Raw genomic sequence first — 21,931 nt, 5'->3', positions numbered from 1 at the left:
ACAAATGATGGGAGCAATTGGTTCAAAAAACATTTTATTTTTTTATCCCGCTACTTTTGGGCAGAAATACCATAACCTCACGATTCAAAGAAAGCGAAGAGAATGAATCTCCCCCACTAAGGGAAGTTTTACTATATTTCTTTCATGATTACGGTCGTTTTTCCAGCGCTAATTTAATACCAAATGCCACAAGCACAAAACCGCTTATGCCTTGAATTGCCCGCTCTGTAGACGGCTTTTTCATCCACGTCCGAATTGCATTGATTAAATAAATGTAGAGTATAAACCACAAAAGGGTTAAAACTGTATATGTCATTCCCATAATGCAAAGTTGAAAAAACGCATTTCCATTATGCTGTATAAATTGCGGTAAAAACGTTAGAAAGAAAATAGCTACTTTGGGATTTAACAAATTGGTAAGAAAACCTTGCCTAAAGCAAGAAGCACCTCGATACTTATTTTCAACTGTAAGATCCTCTGTTTGTTTTCCTTTCTTCCGTAAAGACCATAATGAGACACATCCTAAATAAATAAGATAAATAGCACCAATATACTTAAAAATAGAAAATAAAAATGCCGATTTAACAAGAATTGTCGAAATCCCAAGTACAGATGCTAATGTATGGATACTTAAACCACATAAAATACCAAAAACAGTTTTCATTCCGCCTTGTTTCCCCTGCAGTATTGTATTCTGCGTTACTAATCCCGTATCAGGTCCTGGCAAAATAATAAGAAAAATTGACATCGTAACAAAAAGATAATATTGCGTCACTAACATCCCTCCAAAAGATTAAATCTTTTCTTTATCCCGCATTAACGGGCAGTAATACTCCCACCTCAAAATTCAGCGAAAGCAAAGAAGTTAGGCGGGAGATAAACTGCCCGTAAAAGCCCGATTGGTTCAACTAATAATCAGTCCTACTGATTAAAGTTTCACTTTATACCATTGTATTACCCTTCTTGCATGCTCTGCTGCATTTTATACATTACATATATAAATACAAGTTGACTTTTTAACATCTAAGTCGCTGCTATGCATGGCCAGTTACTCTCGCCCACCGAAAAAGAAAAGGGTTTTTATGTTAGTTTTTCAATTTGTATTTATATATTTATCTGTAACGCTGCATAATTTCATTATACGCTAAACAAGAAAGGCCTGAACGAAGAATGTTCAGACCTTTCTTGTTTAATCTTCCATCGTAGACAAGTCTCCTGTTGGTAAGTTTAACTCCCATGCCTTTAATACACGGCGCATAATTTTACCGCTTCTCGTTTTCGGTAATTTATCACGGAATTCAATTTGTCTCGGCGCTGCATGAGCAGCTAGTCCTTTTTTCACAAATTGACGAATATCTTCTTTTAGTTCTTCAGATGGCTCATAACCTGCGCGCAGTGCAATGAACGCTTTAATAATTTCTCCGCGTACAGGATCTGGAATCCCGATAACACCAGCTTCTGCAACTGCTGTATGCTCAATTAATTTACTTTCTACTTCAAACGGACCAACACGTTCACCAGACGTCATAATCACATCGTCAATACGCCCTTGGAACCAGAAGTAGCCATCTTCATCCATATATGCCGAGTCACCTGACACATACCAGTCTCCTGGCATAAAATAAGACTCATATTTTTGCGGGTTATTCCAAACAGCACGCATCATCGATGGCCATCCTTTTCCAATTGCTAAGTTCCCCATTGTGTATGGCGGCAATTCATTCCCTTCATTATCAACGATCGCTGCCTTCACGCCAGGAATTGGTTTTCCCATTGATCCTGGACGAATTTCCATACAAGGGTAGTTACAGATAACTTGTCCGCCTGTTTCCGTCATCCACCACGTATCATGAATACGAAGATGGAACACTTTCATCGCCCAGCGAATTACTTCTGGGTTTAACGGTTCCCCAACACTTAAAATATGACGAAGAGCTGATAAATCATATTTTTTTAGCGTATCGTCACCAGCACCCATTAACATACGAAATGCTGTCGGAGCGCTATACCAAACTGTTACACCGTAATCTTGAAGCGTTTCATACCAAGCATCCGGGCTAAAGCGTCCGCCTAACACGACGTTAGAAGCTCCAACTAACCAAGGCGCAAAAATACCATAGGATGTTCCTGTTACCCAGCCTGGATCTGCTGTGCACCAATACACATCATCTTCTTTTAAATCGAGCACCCATTTTGCTGTTTGATAATGCTGCACCATTGCATTTTGAACATGCAGCACACCTTTTGGTTTCCCTGTTGAGCCAGATGTATAATGTAAAATGAGCCCATCTTCTCTTCCAAGCCATTCCATTTTCAGCTTATTAGAGGCTTGTTCAAAAAGTGGATTAAATGCTACAACCTTACCGCCATCTTCTACACCTTCTCCAACAACAAATACTGTTTTTAATGCTGGTAAATCATTAAAAGGTATACGTGCTAACAATTCTGGTGTTGTTACAAGCACCTTTGCTTCACTATCCACCAGGCGGTCACATACAGCCGCTTCCATGAAAGCTTCAAATAATGGGCCAACGATTGCTCCAAGCTTTGTGGCACCAAGTAAAGTAAAATACAATTCCGGTGAACGAGGCATAAAAATAAAGACCCGATCGCCTTTTTCGACATCCCCATAATTTTTCAAAACATTTCCTGCTTTATTCGACAATTCTTTCATTTCTTTAAACGTATATTTCTCTTTTCTCGCACCATCTTGATAATACAATGCTACTTTATTTTTACGGTGGGATTGGGCATGTCGATCAATGGCCTCATAAGCCATATTTACTCGCCCAGTTTCATGCCAAGAAAAATTTTGATTAACCTCTTCCCAATTAAAATTTTGATATATTTCATCATAATTTAACAAATTATTTTCCCCTTGAATAACTGGAAGTGTTTCTACTTTCATTCTTTACATCCCCCTTCTATGTACCATATAAATCTATTATAAATATATATTTTATAATTTTCAGTATTTTTTAAGAATTTCAGACAAATTTTTACTGACAAATTTCGATTCACATCGCATACTGAGTACAGTAGTATAAAATAGATAGTAGATTCACAAAGTTCTGAAGGTGGTGAGCCTAAAATTGATTCATAGTAAAGTTTACAATGTAAGAAATTTAAAAGCACCAAAAGGAACCTTAATTATTGAAGGCCCTGTCCAGACGCATAATTTAGAAACATATGAGTTTCATCCTGATTTAGTTGCCTTTCGACCTGCGGCTCAGCAATATAAAGCAATTGTCGAGATTTCTAAACTACCAGAAGCTCGAATTATTATTGCTCGTCATGAACATACAATTGTTGGCTATGCAACATATTTATACCCAGACCCTCTTGAACGATGGTCTGAAGGAAAAATGAACAATTTAATTGAGCTTGGCGCAATTGAAGTTGCCCCTGATTTTCGCGGCTGTGCTGTTGGAAAGAACTTATTAGAAGTTTCTATGATGGATGATCATATGGAAGACTACATTATTTTAACAACTGAATATTACTGGCACTGGGATTTAAAACAAACCGGACTCAATGTCTGGGAATATCGAAAAGTAATGGAGAAAATGATGAATGCTGGTGGGCTGGAATGGATGGCCACAGATGATCCAGAAATTTGTTCACATCCAGCAAACTGCTTAATGGTCCGCATTGGAAAACGAGTTGATACATCATCTATCCAACAATTTGACCGCTTACGCTTCCAAAATCGTTTCATGTACTAAAAGGGGGATTACATCATGATCGTTGAAGAAATCATGAATCAAAATGTAACAACGCTGCGCCCAACCGACACGATTGAAACAGCTTTAAGAACATTAGCAGCACATAGTATTCGGCACATTCCAGTTGTAAATGAACAATACGAAGTTGTCGGCATTATTTCCGACCGTGACGTTCGCGATGCAAGTCCGTCCATTCTTGATGAACACGTTTCAAGGGATGCTCTTCAAGAGCCGATTGAACGTATTATGAAGCATCCCGTTATGACATGTCATCCTCTTGATTTCGTTGAAGAAATTGCCACGTTATTTTTTGAAAATAAAATTGGTTGTCTTCCTGTCACAAAAAGCGGTAAGCTTGTCGGCATTATTTCGGAATCAACAGTATTACATACACTTGTCAAACTAACAGGTGCTCATCAACCAAGTTCACAAATTGAAATTCAAGTGAAAAATGAACCTGGTATTCTCGGAAAAGTTGTTGCTGTTTTCAGCGAATTGAAAATTAACATTGTGAGCGTTCTCGTCTATCCAGCAAAAGAAGAGAGCGACAAAGTTCTTGTTTTCCGTATTCAAACAATGAATCCTCTTAAAGCAATTGAAGAGTTAGAACAAAAAGGCTACCATGTTTTATGGCCAAATATTGCGGGGATGGAATCATGAAAAATGTATTCATTTACTCAGAAGATTATCAGGGCTATTCCTTTAGCCCTGATCATCCTTTCAATCAGCTTCGGGTAAAACTGACCTATGATTTGCTGCAAAAAGGAGGCTTTATCCACCCTTCACAAGTTATTCCACCACGAATGGCAACGGATGAAGAAATTGCTTTGATTCATACAGAAGAGTACATAAATGCAGTAAAACGTGCTGGAAAAGGAACATTAGAACAATCACTTGCCATATCCTATGGGCTTGGAACAGACGATACACCCATATTTCCAAACATGCATGAAGCAAGTGCCCTTCTCGTTGGCGGCACCTTAACTGCGGTCGATGCCATTCTTGAAGGAAAAGCAGAACATGCTCTCAATCTCGGCGGCGGATTACATCATGGCTTTCGCGGGAAAGCCTCTGGATTTTGTATTTATAATGACAGCTCGATTGCCATTAAATATATACAACAAAAATACGGTCTTCGTGTTTTATACATCGATACAGACGCTCATCACGGTGATGGCGTGCAGTGGTCCTTTTATGACGATCCTAACGTATGTACAATTTCATTGCATGAAACAGGCCGTTATTTATTTCCAGGAACAGGGGCCGTAAATGAGCGTGGACAAGGCAATGGATACAGCTATTCTTTTAACGTTCCTCTCGATGCCTTTACAGAAGATGATTCATTTCTACATGCATATCGGACCGTTATCAGGGAAGTCGCTGACTATTTCAAACCAGATATTATTTTAACGCAAAACGGAGCTGATGCTCATTATTACGATCCTCTCACACACCTTTGTTCAACAATACAAATTTACCGTGAAATTCCGAAGATCGCTCATGAAATTGCCCATAAATATTGCAACGGCCGCTGGATTGCAGTCGGTGGCGGCGGCTATGATATTTGGCGCGTCGTTCCAAGAGCTTGGGCACTCATTTGGCTCGAAATGAACAACATCCAAAACATCTCAGGGCATCTCCCACCAGAATGGATTGAAGCTTGGAAAGGACAAGCTAAGACAGATCTCCCGCTCACATGGGAAGACCAGGGCGACATGTATAACCCGATTCCACGCAAACAAGAAATAGAAGAGAAAAACGAATTAACTGTAGCGAAGTGTCTGGAGATAATTCGGAATAATATGAAAAAGGTTTTGTATTAAAGATAAAAACCTCTTTCTTTTTAAGGGGGACAAGAGCATCTGGCCGTGTGTAGTAGCGGTCAGGGCCTTTTTCTTCCACTTGCCGTGTTTAAAACAAAAAGAACAAGCAAGTAGATGGCATGTTTTGTCTGCGTAGCTGTCTTTTATGTTGAATTTTATCCCGCATTTACGTCCAGTAAGATCTCAGTTTTACTTTATATACAAAGGAGATACGCTTATGTGGAAACAACAATTTATCCATACAGACCGTGGAACTTTTGAACTATTTACAAAAGGACACGGAGAGCCGATTTGCATTACACACCTTTACTCACAATTCAATGAGACGGGCGATTATTTTGCCAATAGCTTCACATCTTTATATAAAGTTATATTAATTAACTTAAAAGATGCAGGAAATTCAGTAACTGCTTCTGAAGAAGATGAATTAAGTATGAAAGAAACAATTCAAGATTTAGAAGCAATTCGAGAAGCACTGCACATTTCGTCATGGCATTTTGCAGGGCATTCTACTGGCGGCATGCTTGGACTTTTATATGCTATAAATTATCCAAAGTCCTTACAATCGTTAGTAGTCATTGGCGCTGCTGCTAGTGATTATACAAAAACAAAAGACTGCATTTATCATCTAGAACATCCGCAGTTTTCCTATATGCAGCAGCTTATTGAAGATTTGAAATTGCCGCAGCTTACAAAAGAAGAAAGAATTACTTTATCAACCGAGCGTACAAAGTTATCCTTATACAAGCCAGAGCAATATGAAACATACTTCTCAAAAGCAATCTATAAAACGATGGCCACAAGCCGTATGAACTATTTTGCCAAAGAATTTCGCAGCTTTGATGTAAGCGAACAACTTACTAACATAACAACAAAAACGTTAATCATTTGTGGAAAACACGATGTGCAATGCCCAATTGCCTCCTCATTACAAATACACCAAGGTATACAAGGTTCTTCGTTCATTCCTTTCGAAAACAGCAATCATTATCCATTTTTAGAAGAGGAAAAGAAATTTGCATCTGTGATTACAACATTCTATCATTCTTTGAAGGAAGGCAGTGAACATTTATAATGCTGCAAAATGGAACGACTTACATAACAGTGAATTGCATACGCCATTGGTGTAAAATTGCCGGTGCAGGACATAAAACAATACCAATTGTCGTCGTTCACGGTGGTCCAGGCGGAAACCATTATACATTTGAACGAACAATTGGTCCAAAACTAGAAGAATTTGCGACTGTCATTTATTATGAACAACGCGGGTGCGGGCGTTCTGATGCTCCCGAAAATGAAAAAGATTACTCTATCGGTATTCTAGTCGATGATCTAGAAAAACTAAGGGCGACATTACAGATTCCAAAATTCCATCTACTTGGTTATTCTTTTGGCGGACAACTTAGTCTAGAATATGCGTTAACTTATCCAAATCGAGTCGAAACATTACTTCTACAAGCTCCTTCTTCCGGTGACTATGAACATACGTATCATATTCAGCTTACTGGATTTGAAAAGATTGCCCATCAAGACATGAAACAACAGATTCAGCATATTCAACAAATCCCGATATCTTTAAAGGAAAAATACGATATGGTGTGGAGTATTGTTGATACAACAACAGTCGATTGCCTACTTTTTCATAATGAACAATACGCAAAACATAATCGTTCACTTTGGGAAGAAAGCGGATTAACAAATCCAGGTGTGATGGCGAAAGTCTTATCCCAATCTCCGCCTGCTATTCCTTTGAAAGAGCGTACATCCGAAATTACTATTCCATCCCTTTTCCTCGTCGGAAAACATGACCGGAATACAGGAGCAGAAATGGCGAAAGGGCTCGCTAACAATATGCCGAACGCTTCCTTTGTATTCTTTGAGCATAGCGCTCATTTTCCAGATATTGAAGAAACAGAAGCATATGCGCTAGCTATTAAGAAGTTTCTTCGCTTATGAAAAAGGAATCACTAAGTACATCTTGGAATCTATTTTGTTATATATATATGCGAATTAAAAAACTAATATAAAAACCCTTTTCTTTTTCGGTGGGCGAGAGCAACTGGCCATGCATAGAAGCGGTCAGGTCCTTTTCCTGCCACGTGCAAAGTTTAAAACAAAGGTAGAAAGCAAGCAGCGGCCATGTTTTGTTCTGCATAGCAGCGACTTATATGTTAAAAAGTCAACTTGTATTTATATATTATTGGAAAATAACAACAAAAAAGGAAAACTCGTTTAGTTTTCCGAATTTATTTTCATTCTCTTCTGCCCTTTATTTCTATCTAAACTTTGTATAGAATATGTTGATAGGAATTATAAACTTCATAGTGAATCGTGGAAAGGGTGGAATTATAGATGTGGAACGAGTTTAAAAAGTTCGCTTTGAAAGGAAACGTTTTGGACTTAGCTGTCGGGGTTGTAATTGGCGGCGCGTTTGGTAAAATTGTTTCTTCATTAGTAAATGATATTATTATTCCATTACTTGGATTATTACTTGGTGGCATTAATTTTTCAAAACTAGCTTATCCGCTTGGTAAAGATACTTTAAAATACGGTGCCTTCATTCAAACTGTAGTTGACTTCTTCATCATCGCATTCTCTATCTTCTTATTTATTAAACTATTTAATAAGCTAACATTCAAAAAAGAAGAAGAAAAGAAAGAAGAAGTACCAGCACCATCAAAAGAAGAAATACTTCTTACAGAAATTCGCGATTTATTAAAACAACAAAATGCATCACGAGATAATGCATAATAACATAGATAAAGAGAGCAGGTATTGTATGCCTGCTCTCTTTTTTATAATGTTTCTGAGTTTGTATGAATAAACAAAATAATTCCTGCAACAAGTAAAATAATGATAGCGCCTACAAATAATGTAGTAGAAAAAAACACAAATTTCTCATGTACTTGTTCTCCAGCGCTTTCTAAAAAAATGGAAGTAATATATGTGATTAGGGCTATTCCTGCCAAAGTACTACCAGGAATAAAGCGTCTCATACCACTCTGTTTTAATGTCATATAAGCAAATAGAGCCGTCACGCAAAGTGTAATCCCCCAAAGAATGATCAATTTCATCTCCCCCTCACATAGCCTTTAGTACCATTATACATTAGAAATAGTAGTAAAGTGAAACTTCCCTTTCAAAACAACTCTCTCTGTTCAAAAGAAAAAAACTCGTGGTAATATTTCCACGAGTTTTCATCTTATTACTTCGTTGAATTTCTAAACTGAATGCGGTGCGGTAAAATAACTGTATGATCTTCTACCGTTTCTTTGTTCATGTATTTTGTTAATAAACGCATTGCAACTGCTCCGATGTCATACATTGGTTGGACAACTGTTGAAAGCTGCGGGCGTACCATAAGGGCAAGGCGCGTATTGTCAAAACCAAGTACTTCTAGATCATTTGGTACGTTTAAACCTTTATCTTGTGCTGCATGGATGACACCTAATGCCATTTCATCAGAAGACACAAATACCGCTGTTGGTTTTTCAGCAAGTTCCAATAGTTTGTCTAACGCTTCCATACCAGAATCGTATGTATAGTCGCCATCCACAACAAGCTCTTCGTCGTAAGCAATGCCAGCTTCTTCTAATGCTCGCTTGTAACCTTGTAATTTTTTCGCACTGCCTGCTTTATCAACGTAAGGTCCAGATACGAAACCAACTCTTGTATGACCTTGCTCTAAGAAATGCTTCATCGCATCATACGCTGCTTGTGTGTAATCGATATTTACAGATGGTGTAATATTTTGATCATCAAACGATGCCGCAAGTACGATTGGTACAGGAGATTTTTTAAATTCTTCTACGTGAGCCTCTGTAATATCTTCTCCCATAAATACGATACCATCTACTTGTTTCCCAAGCATTGTATTTAATAAATGGAATTCTTTCTCTTTGTTTTGGTCAGAGTTACTTAAAATAATATTATATTTGTACATTGTTGCGATATCTTCAATACCACGTGCTAGTTCTGCATAAAACGTGTTCGAAATATCTGGAATAATAACCCCAACTGTCGTTGTTTTCTTACTTGCTAATCCACGTGCTACTGCATTTGGACGATAACCAAGGTGCTCAATTGCCTCTAATACTTTCTTTCTTGTTGTTGGTTTTACATTTGGGTTGCCATTCACAACACGTGATACTGTTGCCATTGAGACATTCGCTTCGCGCGCTACATCATATATTGTTACGTTCATCTTTTCACACACTCCTTTATAAAATTCATCTATATAATATGTATCAGTTAACTTGAATGAAAAAAAGACATCCACTCTACTTAAAGATGTCACTTCCGAGCCCTTTCACTAATGATACGACACAACTAAGGATTGAGACAATATTTTCCCGCAAAAGTTTCGAAAAAATTCGTTCCTTTTCTTATATTTTCATATTTTTAATAGAAAAATACCCATTTTTAAGAAAAAAATCTATGCAGCACACAGCTACATAGATTTTTGAAGCCTTTATCCTGATCTATCCCGCTATTCGTGGGCAGTAATACCCCCCACCTCAAAATTCAGCAAAAACAAAGTCCAGCTCTCCAGCGGCTAGAATCTCCGGTCGTTTCGCCCCCTCGGACGAGGCAGAGAACACCTCTCTGTCAGGGGCTCCAACGTCCTGCGATTCTGAGCGAGCCGCTTCCGCTTTTCTAAAGAAGTTAGGTGGGAGATAAACTGCCCATAAAAGCCCGATTGGTGAGGGCTAATAATCAGTGGGGGATGAAAAAAACCCCACTGATTAAAGTTTCACCCTATCTCATACGAAATGCTTTTAATTCACTCATAAATGCATTGAACTCTGGAATGTCCATTTGCTGTGCTGAATCAGAAAGTGCAACAGCTGGATCTGGATGTACTTCTGCCATAACCGCATCTGCACCAATTGCCATTGCGGCTTTTGCAGTTGGCAACAATAAATCACGACGCCCTGTTGAATGTGTTACATCCACAACAACTGGCAAATGCGTTTCTTTCTTTAAAATTGGTACAGCAGAAATATCTAACGTATTTCGCGTCGCTTTCTCATACGTACGAATACCCCGCTCGCATAAAATAATATCGCCATTTCCTTGTGCAATAATATATTCTGCCGCATGCATAAACTCTTCAATTGTTGCCGATAATCCTCGTTTTAATAATACCGGTTTTTTCACAGAACCAGCCGCTTTTAACAGCTCGAAGTTTTGCATATTACGTGCACCAATTTGAATAACATCTACATAATCAAGCGCCATTTCAATATCATTCGGATTTAAAATTTCACTAATAACAGCTAAATCATACTCATCTGCTACTTGGCGTAAAATCTTCAACCCTTCAACGCCAAGACCTTGGAAATCATATGGTGATGTACGCGGTTTAAATGCTCCGCCGCGCATCAGCTTTAAGCCTTGTTCTTTCATTGCGGCAGCTACTTGACGAACTTGCTCATAGCTTTCAACTGCACATGGTCCCATAATGAAATGCGCATTGCCGTCACCAATTTTTTCACCTTTAATGTCAACAATCGTATCTTCTGACTTTTTCTTACGTGATACAAGAAGAGCTTTACGATGATCATCTTCTTGTAGTTCTAAACCTGTTTTAAAAATTTGTTTAAATAAATGTTGAAGCGTTGATGTTTCAAATGGTCCATCGTTATTTTCCGCAATTAAATCGAGCATTTTGCGTTCACGTACTGGATCAAACCGTTTCACACCTTGTCCTTCTTTTAACTTGCCAACTTCTTGTACGAGACGACCGCGGTCATTTAATAATTTTAAAATTTGTAAATTCATTTCATCAATTTGAGAACGTAACCGATCAAACTCCTGTGATGCCATAATAAAGCCACCTCTTTCAAGTGTTATATGTATACTAACAAATATAAATATCATTCATAAGATAACTTATTATATATGATACATATGCAGATGTCACTTCATACACATCGCATGAGACTGCGTGTGGAATTGTTATTTTCCCTTCATTTAACCGTAAAGAAATATAGACCATCAATACTATTTTCAGCAAACAAAAAAGCAAGCGCATTTGCTTGCTTTACCTTACTTAATATTTTCTTTTAACGCTTGCTTCGTAATGTTCCAATGCGATGCATGCCAGAGCACTTTTCCACCTTTTATGTATAATACTTGCGGCGATTCATGTCTAATTCCAAAGCACTCCGCGATTTTGTTAGAAACTGGACGTGCATCTTGTACATATAAATAATAGGCTGGCACAGCTTGCTCTTCATCAAGGTATTCTTGAAACGCTGTGAAACCACCGTGGCTAATCGGACATGTTGTGCTATGTTTAAACAAGATATATGGCTCTTTACTTGCTATGATTTCTTCAAACTGTTCCATTGTTTCAATTTTTGTCATGCTCATATTATTCGCCTCTCATTCGAATCGGAAGTCGCGGTAATTTCTTCTCTTTTTTCGGCTTTTTCTCTGTTCTTTCAAACTGCTCTACTTCCTCTTCTTTCTTTCTTGCCCGGAAACGATTATACACATCAATGACTGCATTACTCCATTGCACAACTTGTGCTACTTTATCAGCATTATTTTCTACTTGATGGGCAACAGAGTCAGAAACGCCGCGTAATCGTGTGTTTAAGGAATGAATCGTTGTTCCGATTCCCTCCACACCTTCCATCACTTTATTTAATGACTGTGATTTTTGTTGAATATCATCTGCTAATGCATTTGTTTTATGAAGAAGTTGCTCTGTTTCCACTGTAATGCCTTGCATTTGTTTTTCCAGGCCTTCCATCGTACTTGCGACATTTTCTAACGTCTTTTGAACAGATAGTAATGTTCGACATACATAAACAACTAATACAGCAAACGCAATTGCGATAATGGCTACACTGACGTATAAAAGAATTTGCATCCGAATCACTCCTTTATATTTTTATGCTTTTTTCTATTATACAATCATTTTCCGTTTCATTCTAATTGTTCCATATTTGGCTATGAATTTTACGTTGTACATTTATAATTTTCTTGCCAATATTTCGATAAATCATTAAACAAATTTAGATAAGTAGGTTACAATAAGGAAGGATACATATATAAGGGAGGTTTTACATATGAAAGACCCACGTATTGAAACATTAGCAAAAAATTTAATTAATTACTCTATTCGTTTACAAAAAGGCGAAAAAGTATTAATCGAAAACTTCGGCTTACAAAAAGAGCTAGTAACAGCACTTGTAAAAGCTGCATATGAAGCTGGTGGTTATCCATTCGTACTATTAAAAGATCATCAAGTAGACCGCTCTTTAATGATGGGCGCAACAGAAGAACATTTCGAGCAAATCGCTGCATATGAAGCAAGCGTAATGAAAGATATGGATGCTTATATCGGACTTCGCTCTGGTGATAACGTAAATGAACAAGCGGACGTTCCAAGTGAGCGCATGAAAGTTTACGGTAACACAGTAGGCAAAAAAGTACATAGAGACATTCGTGTTCCAAAAACAAGATGGGTTGTACTGCGCTATCCAAATGCTGCAATGGCACAGCTTGCAAAAATGAGCACAGAAGGATTTGAAGACTTCTACTTTGACGTATGTAACTTAGACTACGCGAAAATGGATAAAGCGATGGACAACCTTGTTGAGTTCATGAACAAAACAGATAAAGTGCGTCTTGTTGGACCTGGCACTGACTTAACATTCTCTATTAAAGACATCCCGGCAGTTAAATGTGCTGGTCACTTAAATATTCCAGACGGCGAAGTATACTCTGCGCCTGTTCGCGATTCTGTTAACGGTACAGTTTCTTACAACACACCATCTCCTTACAACGGTTACATGTTCGAAAATGTAAAACTTACATTTAAAGACGGTCAAATCGTTGAAGCAACTGCAAACGATACAGAGCGCATTAACAAAATTTTCGATACAGACGAAGGTGCACGCTACGTTGGTGAATTCGCAATCGGCGTAAACCCATACATTTTACATCCAATGGGCGATATTCTATTCGATGAGAAAATCGACGGCAGCTTCCACTTCACACCTGGACAAGCATATGACGATGCATGGAATGGCAACAACTCTAACATCCACTGGGATTTAGTATGCATCCAGCGCCCTGAATACGGCGGCGGTGAAATTTACTTCGACGACGTATTAATCCGTAAAGACGGCCGCTTCGTTGTACCTGAATTAGAAGCATTAAACCCTGAGAACTTGAAATAAGATAGACAAAGGAGTTGATCAAAAAGATGTAGATATCTCTTTGATCAACTCCTTCTTATATGTTTACTAATATATAAGAAGGAGTTTTCGAATATATCGACCACTTTTCTCAATATATCGGCGCTTCGACAAGAAATAAAGACACTTCGACAATGTTCAACATTCTAAATGCATGAAAAAACACTGACCGTTTCTATGCACGGCCAGATGCTCTCGTCATACATATATAGACTACATTTATTAAGTTGACTTTCTTTTATACTTATAAGGAATTAATTCATCAACTGTCGTTTTAATAATTTCATTGCCAACCTCTAAAAGTACAAAACAATGAGGCGCATAATCTGAAATAAGTTCTCTGCACATGCCACACGGACTTACTACTGTAATTTCTTGATTCGGTTCATCTGAATAGGGATGACGAACAGCCACAATGGTACCAAACCCTTTATGACCATTTGATATTGCACTACCAATTGCGATTGCTTCCGCACAAACCGTAACTCGCCCTACATACGCTTCAATATGAACAGCTGATACAATTTCACCAGATATAGTACGCAATGCTGCACCCACATGATGACAATTTTCTTTATATAAGGTCTTAATTTTCGTCGTCGCTTCCTAAATTAACTTCAAATCATCTGATGTTACAGGATAAGTTTTCATATTCATATAAAATTCCCTTTCTAATAATTAAAACGCAAGCATAGCTCCTCTTTCATCAAATACAGAATCAGGATTCCAAGCAATCTCCCAAAGATTGTTTTCAGGATCAGCAAAATAAGCTGTTCGTCCTCCCCAGAAAGCATCGCTTGGCTCACGGAAAATTCTTCCGCCTACTTTGCGAATTTCCTCGATTGTAGTATCAACTTGTTCAGGGTGATCTACGTTAATCGCAAACGTTACACCGCGAAAAGTTTCTATATTTTGAGTAATGGAAACACCAGCATCCTTTGCTAACTCCTCAATAGGAAAAATCGAAAGAATAACACCCGCCGTTTTAAACGCAGCGTAAGTATCTGAACTTATTTCTGTCTCTTCCCATCCTAAGCTTTTATAAAACGTGCGAAGAACCGGTAAGTTAAACGCACCAATTGTTATTAAGCTTACTCTTTGCAGTACCATGATATCCCCTCCATAATGTATAGAAACACTTGTTAAGTGGCAAAAAAGTTGTTAAAAAAATAATAAAGTTGTTTAATTCTTATTGGACTAACAGGCAGGTTAGTTGAAGAGTGTTAATTAACTTGTGTTCAACAATTGGACCAAATTATTGAGAATCCATCTCAAATAAAGTTGGTTATTTATGTTAAAATATTGCGAGTGAAATTAGATTCTTAACGATTTTATCAAGTATCAAGAAAAATAATTCAAAAATGAAGAAGGGACAGTACTAACATGGAAAACATATCAAATGTAGATAAATTGGAATCAATAAAATCTTTACAATCGACAATCAGTAAACGCGAAAATGCCTTGTCACAGATGACTCAGAAAGGCGCAAATACTACCTTAGTAAAGAAACGACTCAAAGCTGTTTGCATCGGCTTAGCAATGCTAGAAAACGTTTGGAATCAAAGACCCCATCATTACACTCATGAAGATTTAACAGCAGCTCGCAATGTTCTTACTGGTTTGCTTCCATCAATTGAGAACATTTATGATAAGTCAAAGGCTGGTAGTCCCCAAAGAACGCTTTTAGAAAGAAGAATAAAAGCGTTGAAACTAGCTATTCAAGCGATTGATAATTTTTCTAATAAATAACTTATCTAACTAAATAGAGTAACGGGTGCTTTAGTACAATAAGAATTAAACAACTTTAAAGAGTCTTACTACAAGAAAATATAGCAAGGCTCTTATATTTCCATATCGAATTTAAATAACTTTACAACGCTTACATACTCCCTCTCGAATCAAACACTTGAATCGGTCCGTCCCAATCTGCTTTCCTAATCTCCCGATACTCATTATTTGTGTATAAAGAAATGACTTTCCTCCAAAATGCTTGAGCTGGAACATTTTCTTCCATCTCTGCGACTTCCCATTCCCCATGGAATTTAGAAAACAATTGTAAGGCTGCGTGTCTTCCTACACCACTTTTACGATACTTTTTCATAACAAAAAATTCTGACATCGAATAGTATGTCCGGCCATTTTCCTCAACCTCTCGGATCAGCGCGAATCCTGCATACTTTCCATTCACTTTTATAAAAAACGGAAAGCGACCTTCCTCTGTAAAATAATGATCTACGTACATATATTCATATAAACCATGCTCATTCACATCTTCCGGATCAAATTCGCTAAAATCGTATTTATATAGTTCCGTCAAATTCTTTAAAACTGTTTTATCCTCTAGTTTTACTTTTTCAATTTCTAAATTGACATCCATGTTTTTTTCTCCTAGCTATAGTATATATTCCATATAAAATGTCTTAATCTAGGATTTCGCTACAATAATAGCTTCAAAAGGCATATTTGCTCCGCCGCCTTGTTCTGCAAATACGATAGAGAATCCAACCGCCTCTAATTCTGTTACATATTCTTGTATTGATAATGTTCTTCCGGCAGGACATAGAGGCACTTCAACCTCTTTTATACCTTCAGGAGTAGAGACCTGCATACTTATTAATTCACCAGGATTAGGTTGGTGTTTGTGAAATGATCGTAACTCTTCTAATATATGTTCCTCTTCGGTTGATTTAGGCACCACACTATCTAAAGCTAATCCATTTTGTAAAAAGAATAATCCACCACTTTTCAGAACTCGTTTCACTTCCTTTAAGTGTGCAATTCGATCTTCATCTTCTGCCATCATATGTAAGCATCCTACATTAACGGCTAATTCGTATGTATGACTTGCTATCCCAAGATTAGTAAGATCTGTAACATCACCAACTAAATACTTAACATCTAAATCTTTATGTGTATTGTTAATAGCATGTTTAATAACTGTAGGGGATAAGTCTATCGCCGTTACATGAAACCCTTTTGAAGCTAACATCCGAGATTCATGTCCTTCCCCGCAACCAAATTCAATACATTTATCTCCTTCTGCTAGCTCTTCAACAAGTTGCAATAATTGAGGAGGCGGTTCATGCTGATTCCAAAATTGTATCCCTGATTCATAAATTAGTTGATATCTCTGATCATACACTTTTAGATTTTCTTGTTTCACGATTCCCTCTCCCTTCATAGAAGCAATCATTATATATATTTACTAACATACAAATCTCTGCTATGGAAGACACAGCATAATCTCTACTAGCTTTCTCCCTTTGTTTTAAATTTCGCACGTGGCAGAAATAGGCACTGACCGCTTCTACGCATGCCAGATGCTCTCGCCCACCTAAAAAAAGATGCTTTTTATTTCGGTTTTCAAATTTCTATTTTTATAAAACTTCACTTTATAAAATTTTATGTATTTCGTTACTAATTGCTTCAACACGTTCTTTATAATAAAGGCCTTTATCTTTTAGTTTAAGCTGAGCAATAAAAAGATTTGCAAGCATCACTGCCGTATCAAGCCTGTAAAACAGACAAATAATTTTAGGAAGAGAATCAAAAATATGCTCATTTTTATACCCGGCTTTAAATTCGCTCCAATTCACTTCATTTACTTCTGCTATTCTCATTAGTTCGAGAAGCGGATGACCAATGAGAGCATTATCCCAGTCGACAATTGCCTGAATTTCTCCGCCTTGGCCAATTATATTGGCAGGTCGAATATCCATATGGAGCAGCCTCTTTACCTGTTCTCCCTCCTTTAAAATCGCTTCAATTTCTTCTGCTTTTGGAAATGAGATACGTAAAGAAGTAATTTCGTTAAATGATTGTAGTCTTTTAACGAGGCGCTCGGCTATATGATTTTCTGTTGATCTTCTATTTTCATTTTCGTAATTTAGACCTTCAATCGACATATGATGAAGCGTATTGGTTAATTCTCCAATTTTGTAAGAAGAAATCGAAGTAGCGTCAGTAACTATATAATCCGAAATTAAAAAATCAAGTTCCTCAGAAAGGTGCAGTCCATGAACAGCTGGCACAGCAATTCCTTGAGAATGACAAAACGCAGAGAGCTTTGCTTCCTTTTGCAATGAAAGGCGACTGCTAAATGAATTTTCATTTATATTAGCAACTTCACGCTCCCATGGTACACGAAAAGCAAAGGAACTTGTTTCAGAATCCCCTCGAAACACAATATTTTGGACGCCGCTTCCTGCTACTTCTAAGCTTCCAATCCCTAACTCTTTATATTCTCTCGTTAATATGTTTTGTAATTTCGTTCTTAACTCTTCTGTTTTTGATGCTACATTTAGCATTTCATTCCCTCCTCTCTCAAGGGCTTTTCTGTTAAAGCAAGAAAATCTTTTATATCTTGTAAAACAATTTGCATTGCTTTCTCCCAAAATTCTTGTTTTGTTAAGTCAAAGCCAAGATGGTGAAATGCTAATTGCTCAGCAGTCATTCTGCCAGTATCGCGAAGCAAATCTATATATTTCTCTTCAAATGAATGTCCTTCTTGAAGGGCATTTGCATAGATGCCTTGGCTAAATAGAAAGCCAAATGTATACGGGAAATTATAAAAAGGTTTATCTGTGAAATAGAAATGCCGACTCCAAACCCACGAAAAATTATGATAAGAAGCAAGAGAATCATTGAATGCATACCGCTGAGCCTTCTCCGTCAAATGGTTCAATTCATCGACCCCTACAATCCGCTCTTTTCGGATTTCATAAAAGTCTTTTTCGAATCTATACTTTCCCTGTACTCCGATTAAATAACTAAGCGCACTTTGTATTTTTGCCTCTAGAAGGAGCAATTTCTCATGTTCATTTGAAGTCTCTTGAATGACCTTATTTAAAATAATCGTTTCAGCAAAGGTAGAAGCTGTTTCACTAACAGCCATCGTATACTGCTGGGCAAATGGTGGAACATCATTTGAAATAATACCTTGATGAAAAGAATGTCCTAATTCATGGGCAAGTATAGCAAGATTATTATGTGTTCCTTGAAAATTCATAAAGATGCGAGCTTGTTTCGTTAGCGGAAATCTAGCTGAAAATCCTCCACTTGCTTTTGTGTTCCTGTTTTCAGAATCAATCCAGCTTTCTTGAAATGCTCTTTTTGTATAATCCGCTAATTTAGGGCTAAAAGAATGAAACCCAGTAAGGATTATGTCAGCAGCTTCTTCATATGTATAAGTCTTCGTTACTTCGCCTATAGGCGCATATATATCGAACCAATCCATTTTTTCTAACCCTAGTAAATGTGCCTTTCTTGTTAAATACGAAGTTATGATAGGCTTACTTTGATTAACAGCTTCCCACATAGAATCAATCGTTGTTTGTGACATTCTATTGTAACGGAGCGGTTCTGTTATAATGGAATCTATTCCTCGGTGTTTATACACCTGTAATCGAAAACCGGCAATGTTATTTAGAGCTGCTGCGCATGTCTCAGCTATTTTTTCACTTTCCTTATGTAAAGCATTTACGAGATTCCTCCTACTATGGTGATTGATAGATGAATGTAATCGATTATATGCTTGTCCAAAATTAAGGTATTCCCTTTGTCCGTCTTCCTCAAGAACAATCCTTGTTTTTCCAATGACAGAGTTATGTAAATTAACCCATGCATGATAGCCATTAATAGAAAGATCTTGAATCAACTGTTCCTGTGCTGCTGGTAATTTCCCTCTCGCCTCTTCTCTTTTTTCTTGAAGTGGATAAGCAATCGGTTTGATCTGTTCTAGCTGTAATAACTGCTCCCAAGTATCGTCTGGTATATGCACCAATGTTCGTTCAACGTCGCTTACGACAATCTCAAATTGTGATGAGATATTCCTTACTTTTTCACTTAACATAATAGCCTGCTCATCTTCCACATTTTCTGATTTCAAACATTCCACAAAGTGAGTTGCTTCAAGCAAGCGAATAGATAATTCTTGGATTCGATTCATTCGTTTGATCCATTCTTCGTATCCACTTATTGATTCCAGTTCCTCAATTTCCATCGTTGTCGCTATTTCTTTAGAAATATCTTCTCCTAGTTTCATAAGAAAATATTTGAAGTCAGTAGAATCACTTCCTCCAGGAAAAATCTCTTCCAAACTCCAGCGTTGTTGTAAAGTCTCACGCATCCCATCCGCCTCCCAACAAATTCCATCCATATTATATCACAAAAAATTAGTAAATTCAGAAAAAACATAAATTTCCCTGAAATCCCTCTTGCGTAATTCCTTTCTTATAGTTAGAATAAATTATAGTTAGGTAATCTAATTAAAAGGAGTAGACATAAAGAAAATGCGTAAGAATGGAAAAGGAACATATTCAGATGATACCTTACCAAAATTGGGTATTCACCCTTATTTAGAGCTTATTAATCACTCAGCAGCAGCAAGCACAAACCGTAATGATGCCTCTATGGGCTTAATCATGTTATGGTTAAGCGATAATATCTTAGATGTAATGGATCAAGAGTTAGCTCACTTCGGGATTACAGAAAGCAAACTTGATTTGCTAATCTTAATAACTCTGCATGATAACAAAGTGATAACTCCTTCAGCAATAGCTGAACGTTTAGGAATTAGGCGGGCATCTGCAACTTCTATGATTGATTGGTTGGAAAAAAGAAACCTTGTTACACGAAAACACAGCTCGTTTGATCGTAGAAAAATCCATGTCAGTATTACCGAAGAAGGCCGTACGTTTGTTGAAAAAGTATTGCCAACATATTGGTCCGTTTGTGCCTCTATTTTTGATGAATTAGATCCTACTGAACGCCGAGTATTTGAGAAAATCATCAAGAAATTAAATGAAAATATGCAAGTACGACTTGGCGTTGGGCGATAAATAACAATTAACAGCTACCTATCCAAAACGATAGTAGCTCTTTTCCATCCATTTAATTAGGTTACCTAACTATAATCTAATATAATTAAAATAAAGGTGAAGGTGATTTTATGATCGCGATCGATTTTGAAAAACAGCACAACTATAATCTTATGACACTCATATTATGCTGGACTGGAATGGTTGTTATGTCCAGTTTATATGTAAGTATCCCACTCATTACCATGTTTAGTGATAATTTTCATGTTTCTCTATCGCAAGCAGCTACAACTTCTAGTATATTTTCAATAGGTTTTGCTAGTGGATGTTTTATTTACGGTGCGATTTCTGAAAAATATGGCCGCAAAAACATTATATGTCTTGGACTAATTTCTTTAAGTGTCATTTCATTACTGCTTGGAATGGTTCATTCTTTCTCATATATTGTTGCATTAAGAGGTCTACAAGGTTTAGCTGCTGCAACGTTTTCACCAGTAGCGTTAGCATACACACTAGAAGTATTCCCTAACGAAAGAAAGGTTGGTGCTGTTGGTTTTATTAGTACAGGATTCCTCGTTGCCGGAATCGTCGGTCAAGTATTCAGTGCTTACGTAAGCCAACAATTTCATTGGCAATTTGTTTTTCACTCTCTTTCTGCAGTTTATATTCTTACTGCAGCAATAGTGTTCTGGTTACTTCCAAAAGGTATAAGTCATGATCACAAGAAAAATATTTGGGAGCCAATGAAGCAACTCGGTATTGTCTTTACTAATAAAAATCTAATATTTAGTTACGTAATAGCGTTTGTTCTACTCATGTCTTTCGTTAGTATGTACACCACCTTAGGACAATATTTAACTAATCTACCTTTCCAAATGAACAATCACGAACTTCTGTATATTCGTTCATTTGGGGTCCTAGGAATGATATTGTCTCCACTAGCAGGTAAATTAGCAAAACGTTTTAGCGTTCTGTTTGTACTTCGGTGGGCGCTACTTCTCTCCATTTTTGCTCTAGCTTCCATGGGCTTTCTTACAAACATATTCTTTTCAACAGTAATGAGTATAGTCTTTGTAAGTGGCATTGCACTCTCCGTACCTTCTTTAGTTTCCCTTGTTGGTCAATTAGGAGGTAAAGCTCGTAGTATTGCAATATCAATGTACACAGTCATTTTATTTACTGGAACAAGTTTTGGTCCAATTATCTCTTTTACGTTTATGAAGGCTTTCAGTTTCACTGCGACGTTTATTCTACTTGCAGCCATACTCGGTCTAGGCTTACTTGCAGCGTGTTTCGTTAAACATGAAAACGTACCAATAGTTGAAGTGAAATAAGGAGATTTCCACTAC

The 21,931-nt window shown here is 37.3% G+C and carries 23 protein-coding genes; 10 read left to right on the top strand and 13 right to left on the bottom strand.

The annotated features are described in order from the left end of the window. Positions 1–148: 148 nt before the first annotated feature. Both H280_RS0105520 and acsA read right to left on the bottom strand, forming a co-directional pair. Positions 149–781, bottom strand: a complete 633-nt coding sequence (locus H280_RS0105520; protein WP_034303428.1) for a LysE family translocator — start codon at positions 779–781, stop codon at positions 149–151. 408 nt (positions 782–1,189) lie between these two features. Next, complete coding sequence (gene acsA, locus H280_RS0105515) at positions 1,190–2,908, bottom strand: acetate--CoA ligase (protein ID WP_020060121.1); 1,719 nt, start codon at positions 2,906–2,908, stop codon at positions 1,190–1,192. 184 nt (positions 2,909–3,092) lie between these two features. Between acsA and H280_RS0105510 the strand changes: the two genes are divergently transcribed. The 6 genes from H280_RS0105510 to mscL all read left to right on the top strand — a co-directional run bounded on the left by H280_RS0105510 (position 3,093) and on the right by mscL (position 8,299). Continuing rightward, on the top strand, positions 3,093–3,725 hold the full coding sequence (locus tag H280_RS0105510) for a GNAT family N-acetyltransferase (protein ID WP_020060120.1): 633 nt from the start codon (positions 3,093–3,095) through the stop codon (positions 3,723–3,725). 15 nt (positions 3,726–3,740) lie between these two features. Next, a complete protein-coding gene (locus tag H280_RS0105505) occupies positions 3,741–4,385 on the top strand; it encodes an acetoin utilization AcuB family protein (protein ID WP_020060119.1) in 645 nt (214 codons plus the stop codon). Continuing rightward, positions 4,382–5,548 (top strand): acetoin utilization protein AcuC, encoded by a 1,167-nt coding sequence (locus tag H280_RS0105500; RefSeq protein ID WP_020060118.1) that lies wholly within the window; start codon positions 4,382–4,384, stop codon positions 5,546–5,548. Before H280_RS0105505 ends, H280_RS0105500 begins: the two co-directional genes overlap by 4 nt. A 217-nt stretch (positions 5,549–5,765) precedes the next feature. Continuing rightward, the gene (locus tag H280_RS0105495) at positions 5,766–6,623 is read left to right on the top strand and encodes an alpha/beta fold hydrolase (protein WP_020060117.1); all 858 of its coding nucleotides are present in this window, start codon (positions 5,766–5,768) and stop codon (positions 6,621–6,623) included. After that, a complete protein-coding gene (locus tag H280_RS0105490) occupies positions 6,623–7,504 on the top strand; it encodes an alpha/beta fold hydrolase (RefSeq protein ID WP_020060116.1) in 882 nt (293 codons plus the stop codon). The genes H280_RS0105495 and H280_RS0105490 overlap by 1 nt, the downstream gene beginning before the upstream one ends. 396 nt (positions 7,505–7,900) lie before the next feature. Continuing rightward, positions 7,901–8,299, top strand: coding sequence for a large conductance mechanosensitive channel protein MscL (gene mscL / locus H280_RS0105485; RefSeq protein ID WP_020060115.1), 399 nt, complete (start codon positions 7,901–7,903; stop codon positions 8,297–8,299). Between the two features lie 44 nt (positions 8,300–8,343). Here the strand turns inward: mscL and H280_RS0105480 are convergent, their stop codons facing one another. From H280_RS0105480 to H280_RS0105460, 5 genes are all read right to left on the bottom strand, one after another. Next, positions 8,344–8,616, bottom strand: a complete 273-nt coding sequence (locus H280_RS0105480; RefSeq protein WP_020060114.1) for a DUF3917 domain-containing protein — start codon at positions 8,614–8,616, stop codon at positions 8,344–8,346. Positions 8,617–8,753: 137 nt separating this feature from the next. Continuing rightward, positions 8,754–9,752 (bottom strand): catabolite control protein A, encoded by a 999-nt coding sequence (ccpA, locus tag H280_RS0105475; protein ID WP_020060113.1) that lies wholly within the window; start codon positions 9,750–9,752, stop codon positions 8,754–8,756. Between the two features lie 554 nt (positions 9,753–10,306). Then, positions 10,307–11,377 (bottom strand): bifunctional 3-deoxy-7-phosphoheptulonate synthase/chorismate mutase, encoded by a 1,071-nt coding sequence (locus tag H280_RS0105470; RefSeq protein ID WP_020060112.1) that lies wholly within the window; start codon positions 11,375–11,377, stop codon positions 10,307–10,309. A 222-nt stretch (positions 11,378–11,599) separates the two neighbouring features. Next, the gene (ytxJ, locus tag H280_RS0105465; RefSeq protein WP_020060111.1) at positions 11,600–11,926 is read right to left on the bottom strand and encodes a bacillithiol system redox-active protein YtxJ; all 327 of its coding nucleotides are present in this window, start codon (positions 11,924–11,926) and stop codon (positions 11,600–11,602) included. Position 11,927: 1 nt separating this feature from the next. Further along, positions 11,928–12,431, bottom strand: a complete 504-nt coding sequence (locus H280_RS0105460) for a DUF948 domain-containing protein (RefSeq protein WP_020060110.1) — start codon at positions 12,429–12,431, stop codon at positions 11,928–11,930. A 199-nt stretch (positions 12,432–12,630) separates the two neighbouring features. On the opposite strand from H280_RS0105460, the gene H280_RS0105455 reads away from it, so the two are divergent. Beyond that, entirely contained in the window at positions 12,631–13,746 is a 1,116-nt protein-coding gene (locus tag H280_RS0105455; protein WP_020060109.1) for an aminopeptidase, read from the top strand. Between the two features lie 240 nt (positions 13,747–13,986). Here the strand turns inward: H280_RS0105455 and H280_RS23070 are convergent, their stop codons facing one another. Both H280_RS23070 and H280_RS0105445 read right to left on the bottom strand, forming a co-directional pair. After that, positions 13,987–14,355, bottom strand: coding sequence for a cytidine deaminase (locus H280_RS23070; protein ID WP_231401765.1), 369 nt, complete (start codon positions 14,353–14,355; stop codon positions 13,987–13,989). A gap of 87 nt (positions 14,356–14,442) precedes the next feature. Further along, positions 14,443–14,874, bottom strand: a complete 432-nt coding sequence (locus H280_RS0105445) for a VOC family protein (protein ID WP_020060107.1) — start codon at positions 14,872–14,874, stop codon at positions 14,443–14,445. Between the two features lie 273 nt (positions 14,875–15,147). Here H280_RS0105445 and H280_RS0105440 point away from each other — a divergent pair, with 273 nt between their 5' ends. Further along, positions 15,148–15,513: a hypothetical protein gene (locus tag H280_RS0105440; RefSeq protein WP_020060106.1), complete on the top strand. Its 366-nt coding sequence runs from the start codon at positions 15,148–15,150 to the stop codon at positions 15,511–15,513. Positions 15,514–15,643: 130 nt separating this feature from the next. Here the strand turns inward: H280_RS0105440 and H280_RS0105435 are convergent, their stop codons facing one another. From H280_RS0105435 to H280_RS0105420, 4 genes are all read right to left on the bottom strand, one after another. Next, entirely contained in the window at positions 15,644–16,141 is a 498-nt protein-coding gene (locus H280_RS0105435) for a GNAT family N-acetyltransferase (protein WP_020060105.1), read from the bottom strand. Between the two features lie 48 nt (positions 16,142–16,189). After that, complete coding sequence (locus tag H280_RS0105430; protein ID WP_020060104.1) at positions 16,190–16,927, bottom strand: class I SAM-dependent methyltransferase; 738 nt, start codon at positions 16,925–16,927, stop codon at positions 16,190–16,192. Between the two features lie 229 nt (positions 16,928–17,156). Further along, a complete protein-coding gene (locus tag H280_RS0105425) occupies positions 17,157–18,071 on the bottom strand; it encodes a phosphotransferase family protein (protein WP_020060103.1) in 915 nt (304 codons plus the stop codon). After that, complete coding sequence (locus H280_RS0105420; protein ID WP_020060102.1) at positions 18,065–19,891, bottom strand: M3 family oligoendopeptidase; 1,827 nt, start codon at positions 19,889–19,891, stop codon at positions 18,065–18,067. Before H280_RS0105420 ends, H280_RS0105425 begins: the two co-directional genes overlap by 7 nt. A gap of 163 nt (positions 19,892–20,054) precedes the next feature. Between H280_RS0105420 and H280_RS0105415 the strand changes: the two genes are divergently transcribed. Then, entirely contained in the window at positions 20,055–20,603 is a 549-nt protein-coding gene (locus H280_RS0105415; RefSeq protein WP_020060101.1) for a MarR family winged helix-turn-helix transcriptional regulator, read from the top strand. A 110-nt stretch (positions 20,604–20,713) separates the two neighbouring features. Next, complete coding sequence (locus H280_RS0105410) at positions 20,714–21,916, top strand: MFS transporter (protein ID WP_020060100.1); 1,203 nt, start codon at positions 20,714–20,716, stop codon at positions 21,914–21,916. The last annotated feature ends 15 nt before the right edge of the window (positions 21,917–21,931 follow it).

Source organism: Bacillus sp. 123MFChir2 (assembly GCF_000383235.1).
Classification (GTDB): Bacteria; Bacillota; Bacilli; order Bacillales; family Bacillaceae_G; genus Bacillus_A.
The sequence above is the reverse complement of the archived record's forward strand: the minus strand, read 5'-3'. Positions and strand labels throughout refer to the sequence as shown.

Bases quoted from the DNA above. Each gene is read 5' to 3' on its own strand.
- H280_RS0105520 (WP_034303428.1), bottom strand. From the start codon at position 781: ATGTTAGTGACGCAATATTATCTTTTTGTTACGATGTCAATTTTTCTT.
- acsA (WP_020060121.1), bottom strand. From the start codon at position 2,908: ATGAAAGTAGAAACACTTCCAGTTATTCAAGGGGAAAATAATTTGTTA.
- H280_RS0105505 (WP_020060119.1), top strand. From the start codon at position 3,741: ATGATCGTTGAAGAAATCATGAATCAAAATGTAACAACGCTGCGCCCA.
- H280_RS0105500 (WP_020060118.1), top strand. From the start codon at position 4,382: ATGAAAAATGTATTCATTTACTCAGAAGATTATCAGGGCTATTCCTTT.
- H280_RS0105495 (WP_020060117.1), top strand. From the start codon at position 5,766: ATGTGGAAACAACAATTTATCCATACAGACCGTGGAACTTTTGAACTA.
- H280_RS0105490 (WP_020060116.1), top strand. From the start codon at position 6,623: ATGCTGCAAAATGGAACGACTTACATAACAGTGAATTGCATACGCCAT.
- mscL (WP_020060115.1), top strand. From the start codon at position 7,901: ATGTGGAACGAGTTTAAAAAGTTCGCTTTGAAAGGAAACGTTTTGGAC.
- ccpA (WP_020060113.1), bottom strand. From the start codon at position 9,752: ATGAACGTAACAATATATGATGTAGCGCGCGAAGCGAATGTCTCAATG.
- H280_RS0105470 (WP_020060112.1), bottom strand. From the start codon at position 11,377: ATGGCATCACAGGAGTTTGATCGGTTACGTTCTCAAATTGATGAAATG.
- ytxJ (WP_020060111.1), bottom strand. From the start codon at position 11,926: ATGAGCATGACAAAAATTGAAACAATGGAACAGTTTGAAGAAATCATA.
- H280_RS0105460 (WP_020060110.1), bottom strand. From the start codon at position 12,431: ATGCAAATTCTTTTATACGTCAGTGTAGCCATTATCGCAATTGCGTTT.
- H280_RS0105455 (WP_020060109.1), top strand. From the start codon at position 12,631: ATGAAAGACCCACGTATTGAAACATTAGCAAAAAATTTAATTAATTAC.
- H280_RS0105445 (WP_020060107.1), bottom strand. From the start codon at position 14,874: ATGGTACTGCAAAGAGTAAGCTTAATAACAATTGGTGCGTTTAACTTA.
- H280_RS0105440 (WP_020060106.1), top strand. From the start codon at position 15,148: ATGGAAAACATATCAAATGTAGATAAATTGGAATCAATAAAATCTTTA.
- H280_RS0105435 (WP_020060105.1), bottom strand. From the start codon at position 16,141: ATGGATGTCAATTTAGAAATTGAAAAAGTAAAACTAGAGGATAAAACA.
- H280_RS0105425 (WP_020060103.1), bottom strand. From the start codon at position 18,071: ATGCTAAATGTAGCATCAAAAACAGAAGAGTTAAGAACGAAATTACAA.
- H280_RS0105420 (WP_020060102.1), bottom strand. From the start codon at position 19,891: ATGCGTGAGACTTTACAACAACGCTGGAGTTTGGAAGAGATTTTTCCT.
- H280_RS0105415 (WP_020060101.1), top strand. From the start codon at position 20,055: ATGCGTAAGAATGGAAAAGGAACATATTCAGATGATACCTTACCAAAA.
- H280_RS0105410 (WP_020060100.1), top strand. From the start codon at position 20,714: ATGATCGCGATCGATTTTGAAAAACAGCACAACTATAATCTTATGACA.